The following is an 11,770-nucleotide window of genomic DNA, read 5'->3' as shown; positions in this document are numbered from 1 at the left end:
GCGGCGTGGGCGGGCTCGGCGTGGCGGCGGAACCGAGCGCGCTGCCGGGAGGTCCTCGCGGTGGTCGAGGGCGACCGCCCTACCGGGCCGTCTCCGTCCACGTGACCGGCAGCTCGTGCACGCCGTAGATGTTCATGTCGGTCTTGAGCTTCACCTCGTCGGCCGGGACGGCGAGTGCCAGCGTCGGGAAGCGGCGCAGCAGGGCGCCGAAACCGGCGCGCAGCTCGATGCGGGCCAGTTGCTGGCCGAGGCACTGGTGGATGCCGTGCCCGAACGACAGGTGGCCGCGCGCCTGCCGGCGGACGTCCAGCGCGTCGGGGTCGTCGAAGCGCCGCGGGTCGTGGTTGGCGGCCAGCAGCGAGACGACGACGGTCGAGCCCTTGGTGATCGTCTCACCGCCGAGCTCGATGTCCTCCGTCGCGTAGCGGTAGAAGATGTCGGCGACGGACAGGTAGCGCATGAGCTCCTCGACCGCGCCGGGCAGCAGCTCCGGGTCCTCGCGCAGGGCCGTCAGCTGCCCGGGGTTCTCCAGCAGCGCGAACGTGCCGAGCGACAGCATGTTGGCGGTGGTCTCGTGGCCCGCGAGCAGCAGCAGGAACGCGATGCCGGTCAGCTCCTCGATCGCGAGGTCGTCGTTGCGGGCGAGGTCGGACAGCAGGTCCTCGTCCGGCTCGGCGCGCTTGCGCGTGACCAGCTCGGTCAGGAACGCGTTCATCGCGCCGAACGCGGCCATCTTCTCCTCGAGCACCACGTCCTTCTCCAGGAACTTGGCCGAGTTGACCTGGAAGGCGGCCCGGTCCTCGTAGGGCACGCCGAGCAGCTCGCAGATCACCAGCGACGGCACCGGCAGCGCGAACGCCTCGACCAGGTCGACCGGCGGCGCGAGGCTCGCCAGCTCGTCCAGCTGCCGCTCGACGATGTCGGCGATGCGCTCTTCGAGCTGCTTCATCCGCTTGACGGTGAAGGCGCCGGTGAGCAGCCGCCGCAGCCGGGTGTGATCCGGCGGGTCCATGCTGATGAACAGGCCCGGCAGCTGCGGCGACGGCTCGGTGGCCGCGGGGATGCCGGGGGTCTCGTACGGCACGTGCATGACGCCGAGGTCCTGGCGCGAGCTGAAGCGGGCGTCGGCCATGAGCCGGCGGACCTCGTCGTAGCCGGTGACGAGCCAGCCCTCGTGACCGTCGGGGAACAGCAGCGGGCTGACCGGGTGGGCCTCGCGCAGCTCGGTGATCCGGCTGGGCGGGTCGAAGGGGCCCGCATCGCGCTCCATCGGCAGGCCGTGCGGGATGGGAACCGTTCGACTCATCGGTTTTCCTCTCGTGGTGGATGTGGCGACCACGATCACCGAGGGGCCGGACACGGCGCTGACACGGGCCTGACACGGGTCTGACACCAGCGCTACGCGGCCAGACCCCAGGCGACGATGATCGCCGCGAACACCACCGCGACGACCACGAAGCCGAGCACGCCCGCGAGCACCAGGCCGGTACCCACCGAGTTCCAGGGCGGCCGGAAGAACTTGGCCGCGCAGCCCAGCACGATCGAGCCGATCGCCACCCCGATGAACGCCTACGCGTACTCGCCACCGCGCCAACCCAGGTCCGCGAAGTACCACGATCGGTACGCGGCCACCACCGCGACCTGGAGCGCGAACGGCACCAGGAAACCCGCGAACGCCACCCCGGGCCGTCTGCGCTGCTCGACGTCGATCACGCGGCCAGTCTCGCCGACCGCCGGGCGCCGCGCATGAGTACGACTACGCAGACCGGCGGCCCGGAGCGAGGGGTGCTCCGGGCCGCCGGCGTGGTGACGTGCGCGTGCGGTCAGGCGGTGGTGCCCGTGACCGACGTGCCGGACTTGGTGACGTAGTACGTCACCTTGGCGCCGCTCCAGTAGTGGAACGTCAGCGTGACCCGCGAGCCGTCCGTGACCTCGGCGAAGAACTCGGGCTTCAACGTCGTGGTGTTCGCGGTGTAGTTCGGCGCGAACGTGACGTCGAACTCCTTGTACGAGGTCCAGTTGTGCGGGCCGGCGTTGCTGCCGTCCGCGTACTTGGCCTCCATCGTGGCCAACTGGTCGCCGCGGAACTGGGACGGGATCGAGAACGCGCTCGTCGTCCCGGTCGCGTTCGACAGCACCGGCGTGTCGTAGGTGACCAGGTTGATCCGCCACGGCACGCCCGCCGAGAACCGGGCCGACAGCGTCGCGTTCGTGCCGTACGCCCGCGACCCGCTCAACCGGGTGATCAACGCCGCCTTGATGGTCAGCTGGTCGCCGCTGACCGTGTAGTCGGTGCCGCGCACCAGGTCGGTGGTGCCGTGGCGCAGCCCGACGAACGACGTGCCGTTCAGGTTGAGCGTCAGCGTCTTGTCGCTCACCGCCGAGGCCTTGGCGCTGAACACCTGGTCCGACGACGCCGTGCCGGACCGGGTCGTCCAGCTCGACTTGATCTGGGCGATCAGCTCCGGGTCGCTCCACGCGAACGAGGTGCGGCCGAAGTGCTGGCCGTTGTCCCACAGCATGGTGGTGATCTTCTTCGTGCGGGCGTAGTGGCCGAGGAACTCGAAGAACTTCAGCTTCTCGCCCTGCTGGACGGTGCCGGTGTGCCGGTCGAAGCCCAGCAGGCCGTACTCGCCCAGGATGACCGGGATGCCGCGCGCCACGAACGCGTTGGCCACGCGGTCGAACGAGTCGGTCAGGTCCTTCTGCACGGTGGCGTCGAACTTCGTGCCGCCCGCCACGTTCACGCTGAACGGCCAGTAGCCGTAGAAGTGGAACGTCGCGATCAGGTTCGGGTCGTCGAGCGAGTTGAACGTGGCCACCAGCTCGTCCACCCGAGCCTGCTCCGACGACGTGTGCAGGGTCGGCAGGACGAGCAGGCGGGTGGCGTTGTTGCCGCCCGAGCCGCGCACGATCCGGTGGAACGACGTGTTCAGCTCGTTGAGCAGCTGCGCGTTCTGCGCGTCACCCGAGCTGTTGGCGAACTGCGGCTCGTTGACGCTCTCCAGCATCAGCTTCGGCGAGGCGTCCCGGAACGCGGCCGCGATCTGCGTCCACGCCGCGTTGTAGCGGGCCAGCACGTTCGTGCGGTCCGTCGGCATGGCGTTGATCCACTGCCACGAGTCGTGGTGAATGTTGATCATGACGTAGAAGCCGTCCGCCAACGCCCAGTTCACGACCTCCTTCACGCGCGCCAGGTAGGCCGCCTCGATCGTGTAGCCCGGCGCGCCGCCCTGGTGGGCGCTCCAGGTGACCGGGATGCGGATGCTCTTGAAGCCCTGCGCCCGGACGTTGTCCAGCAGCGCCTCGGTGATGCGCGGGTTGCCCCACGACGTCTCGTCGGCGCCGGTGGCGTCGAGCGAGTTGCCCAGGTTCCAGCCGGGCTGCATCTCCGCGACCCGCGCCATGGCGTCGCCCGCCGGCGGGTTCGTCGTGGTCGTGGTGGTGGTCGTGCTCGTCGTGGTGCTGGTGGTGGTCGTGCTACCGGTGCAGGTCACGCCGTTGAGCGCGAACGACGACGGCGCCGTGTTGCTGCCCGTCCACGTGCCGTTGAAGCCGAACGACACCGAGCCGCCGGTCGCGATGTTGGCGTTGTAGCCGACGTTGGTCGCGGTGACCTGGCCGCCGGACGCCGTCACGGTGGCGTTCCACGCCTGGGTGACCGTCTGGCCGGACGGGAACGCCCACGTGAGCCGCCACCCGCCGGTGATCGGGTCGCCCAGGTTGGTGATGTCGACGTTGCCGTTGAAGCCGCCCTGCCACTGGCTCGGCACCGAGTACGCGACCCGGCAGCCCGCCGCCGCCTGGGCGTCGGTCACCGCGACAACACCCGCGCTCGCGAGCACCGAGGCCATTCCGGTGGCCAGCAGGCCAACCCGCCAACGGATTTTTCTCAGCTTGTCTCGCATATCGGCCATGACGCTCCTCGTAATCGCGTGCGGCAGCGGGAGGGGTGGGAACCGAAACGCGCGCGGGCGGTGGAGCCGGCCGCGGTGGGGAATGCGGGTGCGCCGGTCGCCGCCCGGCGCACCCGCACCGCCACGACCGTGTGACCGGGCGCGGCGGCGTGTTCCGGCGCTGCCTCGCCATGATGTTGGCGGTAACGGATGGGTGACGCAAGGGTTTCGACAGGAATCGACTCAGGCGACATCCCCGACCAATTCGGAATGGTCACCGGAAGTCGAAATCATTCGACGCGGGCATCGTCCGCCGTTCGACGAATCCGTCGAATGAATTCGACATCGGACCCGCGCGGCACGACCTCAGCGACGGGGCAGCACCCACGTTTGCGCGGCGGTGCCGTTGCAGTCCCAGATCTGCAACCGGGTGAAGTCGGCCGACATCCCGTCGCGCGCGTCCAGGCAACGGCCGGACAGCGCGTTCACCAGCGCGCCGCCCGGATCGGCGCGCCAGTGCTGCGCGCCGGTGCCGTTGCAGTCCCACAGCTGCACCGGCGTGCCGGCGTGGGGCACCCCGTCGGCCACGTCGAGGCACTTGCCCAGCGCGCGCACCGACCCGTCCGCGTCGAGCTTCCAGTCCTGCGCGCCCGTGCCGTTGCACCGGAACAGCCAGACGACCGTCCCGCTCACCGTGCTGCCGCCGTCCACGTCGACGCACTGGCCGGCGATCCCGGTCACCCGGTCGGCCGGTCGCGGCGGCTGCCAGGTCTGCGCGACGCCACCCGTGCACGGCGCGAGCCGCAGCGCGCCGGTGGACGAGTCGAGGCACCGGTCACCGGACCTGAGCGGCCCGCCGTCCGCCACCGCCCAGCGCTGACCGGCGCAGTCGGCCAGCACGACGGCGTCACCGGCGGGCGCCAGGCACCGGCCCATCGCCCGCATCGCGCCCTCCGGCGTCACCGTCCACCGCTGCGCGGCCGTGCCGTTGCACGCCCACAGCTGGACGGGCGTGCCGGGGGCGTCGTTCGCATCGGCCACGTCCAGGCACGAGCCCGCGTGCACCACCTGGCCGGTGGCGCCCTCGGGGATCCGCTCGGCCTGCCGGGTCACGGTCCCGGTGAGCCGGGCGTCCCGGGACGACGCGCCCACCGTGACCGCGAACGTCCCCGACGGCACCCGGAACGACCGCTCGGCCTCGTCCCAGACCGCGAACGACCGCCGGTCGAGGTCGACCGACACCCTGGTGGTGGCGCCGGCGGCCAGGGCGACCTTGGTGAACCCGCGCAACTGCCGCGGCGGCTCACCGGCCGCGTCCGGGTAGCCCACGTACACCTGCGGCACGGCCGAGCCCGCCCGTCCGCCCGTGTTGGTCACGTCGAACGACACCGTGACCGCCTGCCCGGCGGTCGGCGTCACGGCCAGGTTCGCGTAGCGGAACGTCGTGTAGGACAGGCCGTGCCCGAACGGGAACAGCGGCGTCGTCCCGGTGGCGTCGTACCACCGGTAGCCGACCCGGAGCCGTTCCGCGTAGTGCACGACACCGCCCTCACCGGGGTACTGCGCGGGCGAGGCGATCGGCGTCGCGTCCAGACCGGTCGGGAACGTCACCGGCAGCCGCCCGCCGGGCTCCGCCGCGCCGAACAGCACGTCCGCCACCGCGTGCCCGCCCTGCTCGCCCGGGTACCAGGCCTGCAGCACGGTGTGCGCGGCCGGCAGCCACGGCATGGTCACCGGCCCGCCGGTCTCCAGCACCACCACGGTGTCCGGGTTGGCCGCCGTGATCGCCGAGACCAGCGCGTCCTGGTTGCCGGGCAGGTCGATCGACGGCCGGTCGGCGCCCTCGGTGCTGTCGTCGCCGACCACCACCACGGCGACGTCGGCGGCCCGTGCGGCCTCGACCGCCCGGCGCAGCTCCGGATCGGCTTCGGCGGGCGGGTACCAGCCGAAGCGCAGCCCGGCGTCACCCGCCGCCTCGTAGTACTCGACCCGGACCTGGTGCCGGTCGCCTGCCCGCAGCGGGATCCGCGTCGACCTGGTCCGCGTGGGGTGATCGCCCCAGTTGTCCACGACGAGGGTGCCGTCGAGGTAGAGCCTGCTGCCGTCGTCGCTGGTGACCGCGAGGTCGTAGGCGCCGGTCGCGGGCACCGACAGGGTCGCCGTGAAGCGGGCCGACCAGTGGTCCGCGGGCACGTTCGGCGCGGGCGACCCGCCCGCCCAGTCGAAGCCGATCGAGGCGGGCGCGGTGGACGCCACCGGCGGGCCGGCGAGGTCGCGGTTGGCGTAGTAGTCGGCGCGCAGGTCCGACAACGACTCCGGCGGCACGGCGAACGGCGACGGGCGCGCCCCCGGCGTGTACGTCAGGCCCGCGCCGACCCGTGCGCGCAGACCGTCCAGCGGAGTCACGGTGTGCTCGGGGTACGGCGTCACGTACGAGCTGCCCTTGCCCCCGGTGTGCGCGAAGCCGGCGTACCACCCGGACACGGCGACGCTCCTGGCGGTCAACGGCAGCAGTGAGCGGTCGTTGCGCAGCAGCACCATGCCCGCCGCGGCCTGCCGACGCGCGACTGCCGCGTGCGCGGCCGGGTCCACCACCGGGCGCGGGTCGCCGTCGAGCAGACCGGTGCGCATCATCAGCCGCAGCACCCGCCGCACGTTGTCCTCGAACGCCGGACGCGCCAGGGCGCCGGAGCGCACGGCGTCCGCGAGGCCCGCGTAGTGCGTCGAGCCGCCGAACTCCTGGTCCAGACCCGCCAACGCGGACGTCACCCCGGAGTGCGTGGCCGGGTAGTCCGAACCGACCGCGCCGTCGAAGCCCCACCGGTCCCGCATCACGTCGTTGAGCAGCGGGAAGCTCTCGCACGCCCACGAGCCGTCGACCCGGTTGTAAGCGCACATCGCCGACCACACGCCGCCCTGCCGCACGGCCGTCTCGAACGCCGGCAGGTAGACCTCCCGCAGCGTCCGGTCGTCCACACCGGACGACAGCCAGAGCCTGCCCTCCTCCTGGTTGTTCGCCGCGACGTGCTTGACCTGCGCGGCGACCCGCTGCCCCTGCACGCCCGCGACGTAGCTCGCGGCCAGCTGCCCCGCCAGGTGCGGGTCCTCGCCGTAGGTCTCGAAGTTCCGCCCGCCCCGGGGCACCCGGACGATGTTGACCATCGGCGAGTACAGCACCTGGTAGCCGCGCGCCTTGACCTCGCGGCCGACCAACCCGCCCGCCTCCGCGGCCACCGCGCGGTCGAACGTGGCGGCCAGCGACACGGGCGCGGGCATCGCGGTGGCGGGCAGGCCGTCGCGGACGCCCGCCGGGCCGTCGGTGAGCCGCAGCGGCGGGATGCCGAGGCGCGCCACGCCCGGCACGTACCCGACCGCGTGCTCACCGGCCGGCGTCGTCACCCCGAGCAGCAGCCGCGCCTGCTCGTCCAACGTCAGTTGCGAGAGCAGGATCGTCACCCGCTGCTCCAGCGGAACGGCCGCATCACGCCAGGCGGGCTGCCGCTCCGCGGCGGTGCTCGCGGTGGTCGCCATGACCAGGACCAGCGCTGCCGTGACGTGAACTCCGGTCCGGCGTTCCCTCCACCGCATGACGCCCCCTCGCGCCGATGCGAACCGCGTCGGCGGACCGCTGCCGCCGATGCGCCCCTGGAACCAAGGTAGAGCAAGGGATTCCTAACACCGACCGCCATTCGAACGACATCCTGCAGTGGGACGAGCGAAGGGGAGTGGGCAATGGCCAGGGTGCTGAACGTGGTGGCGCACCACGACGACGACTTGCTGTTCTTGAGCCCCGATCTGCTGAACGACCTCCGCGACGGGGCGGTGGTGCGCACGGTATTCCTCGTGGCGTCGGACTACCACACGTACCCGACTTACATGCAGCAACGGGAACTCGGCGTCCGGGAGGCGTACGCGCACGCCGCGGGTCTGACCGGCGCCCCGTGGAGGTCGTACGCGTACTCGTGCGCGAACCTCTCGGCGACGCTCTGGACCGCGGGCACGCGCGTCTCGATCCTGGAGAACCGGTTGCCCGACAACGCCACCGCGCCACCGAACCGGCTGTGGCAGCTCTACGCGCGCGACCAGTCGCTGACCGGCCGCCCGCTCGACCACGCGCCCGCCCAGACCACCGGACGTGCCCGGCTGATCGCCTACCTGCGCGCGGTGATCGCGGACTTCGCGCCGGACGTCGTCCGCACCACCGACCCGACCGCCGACCTGCACGGCCTGCACACGCCCGGTCGACCGCTGGAGGACTTCTACTTCCACCGCGACCACGTCGCCACCGCGCGGCTCGTGCGGACCGCGTTGCAGGACGTGCCGTCGAACCCCGAGGCCGTCTACTACCGCGACTACACGATCCGCGACGAGCCCGCCAACCTGACCGCGGCGGACGCGGCGTTCAAGCGGGCCGTGTTCCGCACCTACGCCGTGCACGACGTCGACATCTGCCCGAACGGGGGAGTGGACTGCCCGCCCGCGGGCGGGTTCTACGACGACCTGCTGAGCCGCGGTTACGTGGCCGACCCGGCGTGGTCGGGCGACCTCGTCGTGCCGCTGCCGGCCGCGGAGCACCAGCTCGTGATGGGCACCCACCACACCGTGCGGAACCGTGCCACCGGGCTGAAACTGGCCGTGGCGGACGCGTCGACGGCGGACCTGGCGCCGATCATCGGCTGGCCCCACACCGGCACCCCGAACCAGCGGTGGCGCTTCGAAGCCAACCCGCAGGGGTGGGAACTGGTCGCGAGCCACAGCGGCAAGGCGATCGACCTGCCCGAGTCGAGCCTGGAGCCCGGTGTCCAGGCGATCCAGTTCCAACGGCTGAGCGGCGTCAACCAGACCCTGCGCGTACGCGGCAACCCGACCACGGGCTACCGGCTGGCGTTCGCCCACTCCGGGCTCGCGCTGTCCGTCACGGGCAACGCGGGCGCACCGGTCGTGCAACGCCCCGTCGCCCCATCGCCCGACCAACTGTGGGACATCGACCCGGCCTGATCACGTGGGGATCACCCGATAGTGGAACCGGCGCGGTCGCTAGGTTGCCGCCGTGACCCGTCCCAAGATCGGCGTCGTCCTCGCCACGACCGGACGCCTGTCGTCGCTCGGCGCGCCGCTGGAGTACGTCGCCACCGGCCTGCCGTGGCCCGCCGAGGTGGTGTTGCGCGACAGCGGCTCGACGCCCGAAGGGGCCCGTGCGGCGACCCGGTCGCTGGTGGAGTCGGGTGTTCGCGTCGTGGTCACGTTGGGCGGCACGACGACGTTGCCCGCGGTGGTGGACGCCTGCGCCGGGCACGACGTGCCGTGCGTGTCCACGACGTTGCCCTGGCAGGTGTTCGACGCCGGTCGGCGCCCGGGCCCGGCGTTCCACTTCTGCTGGGGCCTGGACGACATCGCGGCCGTGTTCGCCGACCTGTGGGAGCGCCTCGGCCCGGCGCGGACGGTCGGCTGCGTGTGGAACGACGGCCCGCAGGGCGCGGCGCTGCGGAGGTGGTTCGCGCCGGTCACCGCCGCGCGCGGGCACCACCTGGTCGACCTGCCGTACCGCGAGTCGAGCGGTGTCGTGCCCGCCGTCGGCGACGTGGAGGTGGTGACCAGCGCCGCGACCGCCGCCGACCTGGCCGCCGTGGTGCGCGCGCGGCGGCCGCGGCTGGTGACGTGCTCGCGGTGGCTCACCTATCCGTTCGGCGTGGCCCGGTACGGCCTGGACCGGGTCGCCACGATCGTGTCGTGGACGCCGGAGCACGAGCACGTCGGGCGGGGCGGGCGGACGCCGCGCGATTTGGCGCGCGCCTACGAGGAGGCCACCGGATCACCGTGGTTGCAACCGCTCGGGCTCGCGCACGCGTTGTTCGAGGTGGCCGTGCACGCGGTGAGCGAGGCGGACTCACCGGCGGCGGTCGCCGACGTGCTGGCGCGGACGCGGTTGGCGACGATCGCCGGCGTGCTCGACTGGACCGCCGGCCCCGCGCCCGGCGTGGCCGCGGTCCCGTTGGCGGGCGGGCAGTGGCGCGGCGGCCCGCGACCGACGCCGGCGGTGGTGGACAACCGCCGGGCACCGCTCGTGCCGGTGTCGGGCGACTTGCTGGTCGACTAGTCCGTGATCACGGTGAAGACGAACTTGTAGGCGACTCCCTGGTCTGAGGCCGTCCGCGCCACCTTGCCCTCGCCGCGAGCGTTGGCGAACGCCCCCGTGCCGCCGATGATCGACATGGTCGTGTCGTTGAAGCCCGACGCGATGGTCTCGTACGTCCGCACGCTGGAGAGGTGGAGCTGCCCGTCCTGCAGCCGGAAGGTGGACGTGCAGTGGGTGGTGACCTCCGGCGGCACGGCCGCCGAAACCGCCAGCACGCCGCAGTGCGAATTGCCGTCGCCCACTTTGGTGGCGCCGTCGGCCGCGAACAGCTCGCCACCGCTGACGAACCCGAGGCCGACGGTGGGCGCCGCGGGCGCCGACATGAGCCCTCGTTTCGCCACCACCTCCACGGTCGCCTCTTTTGCTGTTTCCTCGGCGCGAACCTGGTCCGCGCCGACGAGACCGCCCACGAGTGCCAGGACCAGCCACCGGTTGACCTGCACGACGACACCTCCGGGTAGGGTGCTGAACCGTCTTCGTCGTCGGAAGATAATTCGGAAACCTGGATCACAGTGGGTCAACTCCACGTTCGACTGAAAATTGGGCACCGAACGTGTGACTTCACTTCACCGGACCGTGTACTGATCACACCTGTGAAACCGGTCATGAATGTGAACCATCATTGGGCCGAGAAGCGGATCGACCCCGGTGAATCCCGCTGATAGGAACCAGGGCATGACGAGAACAGCGGTCGTGACCGGTGGCGGGACGGGTATCGGCAAGGCGGTGGCGGCCGACTTGGTCAAGCGGGGGTTGGACGTCGTGATCACCGGCAGGCGGCAGGACGTCCTGACCGCCACCGCCGCGGAGATCGGCGCACGGGCGGTCGTCTTCGACGCCGCCGACCCCGAGCAGGTGCGCGAGGCGTTGGCCGACCTGCCCGACCGGGTGGACGTCCTGGTGAACAACGCGGGCGGCAACATGGCCCGCCGCCGTCCCGCGCCCGAGGGGTTGGCGGACGTGCGCGAGCTGTGGTTGGCGAACTTCGAGTCGAACGTCCTCAGCGCCGTCCTGGTGACCACCGCCCTGGAACCACGCCTGGCCGACGACGCCAGGGTGGTCACGATCGGCTCCATCGCCGCCCGGCGGGGTTCGGGCAGCTACGGCGCGGCGAAGGCGGCGATCGAGGCGTGGACCGCGGACCTGGCTTTCGCGCTGGGCGGGCGAGGGATCACGGTCAACGTCGTGTCGCCCGGGGTCACCGAGGAGACCGAGTTCTTCGGCGGCACGCTGTCCGAGGAGCGGCGCAAGAAACTGGTCGGCAACCCAGCCAACGGCCGCACCGGCACACCCACCGACGTAGCCGCCGCGGTGACCTTCCTGACCTCCCCGGAAGCCGGCCACCTGACCGGTCAGGTCATCGGCGTCAACGGCGGCGCCGGCCTCGGCCGCTAACCCCACCACACCACAATCCCCGCCCGCCCGAACCGCCCGCCCCAACCGCCCGCCCGCACAACCGCACAACCGCCCGCACAACCGCTCAACGACCGCCCCACCCACCCGTACCCGCCGCCGGGCCGGCCGTTTTATCCGGCTAACGGAAGACATGCGATTCGGGTTGTCCCAGGTTGCATTCTCCGCCCAGTCGAGTGATCCACCCCCAAACCCCACCCGCCCACAACGGACCCGCAGCACCCGCACCCAGGCCCGATTTGACATGGGTTCGGGTGCCATAGGCTGGTCGAAGCCGGGCAGGCTTGGCGGACGCTTTTCCCGCCAGGCCTGCCCGGCTTTGGCC

General features: G+C 71.9%; 9 protein-coding genes. 3 read left to right on the top strand and 6 right to left on the bottom strand.

All coding sequences use genetic code 11. From position 1 onward, the window contains the following. Window positions 1-79: 79 nt before the first annotated feature. The 5 genes from ABTZ99_RS43475 to ABTZ99_RS43455 form a co-directional block, all read right to left on the bottom strand. Window positions 80-1,306, bottom strand: a complete 1,227-nt coding sequence (locus tag ABTZ99_RS43475) for a cytochrome P450 (RefSeq protein WP_499618979.1) — start codon at window positions 1,304-1,306, stop codon at window positions 80-82. A gap of 92 nt (window positions 1,307-1,398) precedes the next feature. Continuing rightward, complete coding sequence (locus ABTZ99_RS43470) at window positions 1,399-1,557, bottom strand: hypothetical protein (protein WP_499618978.1); 159 nt, start codon at window positions 1,555-1,557, stop codon at window positions 1,399-1,401. A gap of 12 nt (window positions 1,558-1,569) precedes the next feature. Then, on the bottom strand, window positions 1,570-1,713 hold the full coding sequence (locus tag ABTZ99_RS43465) for a hypothetical protein (protein ID WP_499618975.1): 144 nt from the start codon (window positions 1,711-1,713) through the stop codon (window positions 1,570-1,572). A gap of 110 nt (window positions 1,714-1,823) precedes the next feature. After that, window positions 1,824-3,917, bottom strand: a complete 2,094-nt coding sequence (locus tag ABTZ99_RS43460; protein WP_499618973.1) for a cellulase family glycosylhydrolase — start codon at window positions 3,915-3,917, stop codon at window positions 1,824-1,826. A 345-nt stretch (window positions 3,918-4,262) separates the two neighbouring features. Next, window positions 4,263-7,484, bottom strand: a complete 3,222-nt coding sequence (locus ABTZ99_RS43455) for a glycoside hydrolase family 3 C-terminal domain-containing protein (RefSeq protein WP_499618971.1) — start codon at window positions 7,482-7,484, stop codon at window positions 4,263-4,265. Between the two features lie 144 nt (window positions 7,485-7,628). On the opposite strand from ABTZ99_RS43455, the gene ABTZ99_RS43450 reads away from it, so the two are divergent. Both ABTZ99_RS43450 and ABTZ99_RS43445 read left to right on the top strand, forming a co-directional pair. Next, window positions 7,629-8,894, top strand: coding sequence for an RICIN domain-containing protein (locus ABTZ99_RS43450; protein WP_499618969.1), 1,266 nt, complete (start codon window positions 7,629-7,631; stop codon window positions 8,892-8,894). Window positions 8,895-8,946: 52 nt separating this feature from the next. Continuing rightward, the gene (locus tag ABTZ99_RS43445) at window positions 8,947-9,993 is read left to right on the top strand and encodes an ABC transporter substrate-binding protein (protein ID WP_499618967.1); all 1,047 of its coding nucleotides are present in this window, start codon (window positions 8,947-8,949) and stop codon (window positions 9,991-9,993) included. On the opposite strand, the gene ABTZ99_RS43440 is transcribed toward ABTZ99_RS43445, so the two are convergent. Further along, window positions 9,990-10,475 (bottom strand): allene oxide cyclase barrel-like domain-containing protein, encoded by a 486-nt coding sequence (locus ABTZ99_RS43440; protein ID WP_498778491.1) that lies wholly within the window; start codon window positions 10,473-10,475, stop codon window positions 9,990-9,992. The two genes, ABTZ99_RS43445 and ABTZ99_RS43440, sit on opposite strands and share 4 nt — an antisense overlap. 232 nt (window positions 10,476-10,707) lie before the next feature. Here ABTZ99_RS43440 and ABTZ99_RS43435 point away from each other — a divergent pair, with 232 nt between their 5' ends. Beyond that, window positions 10,708-11,427 (top strand): SDR family NAD(P)-dependent oxidoreductase, encoded by a 720-nt coding sequence (locus ABTZ99_RS43435; RefSeq protein ID WP_499618965.1) that lies wholly within the window; start codon window positions 10,708-10,710, stop codon window positions 11,425-11,427. Window positions 11,428-11,770 lie beyond the last annotated feature (343 nt).

The sequence above is a fragment of the Actinosynnema sp. NPDC002837 genome (genome assembly GCF_040295345.1).
Lineage (GTDB): Bacteria > Actinomycetota > Actinomycetes > Mycobacteriales > Pseudonocardiaceae > Actinosynnema.
The sequence above is the reverse complement of the archived record's forward strand: the minus strand, read 5'-3'. Positions and strand labels throughout refer to the sequence as shown.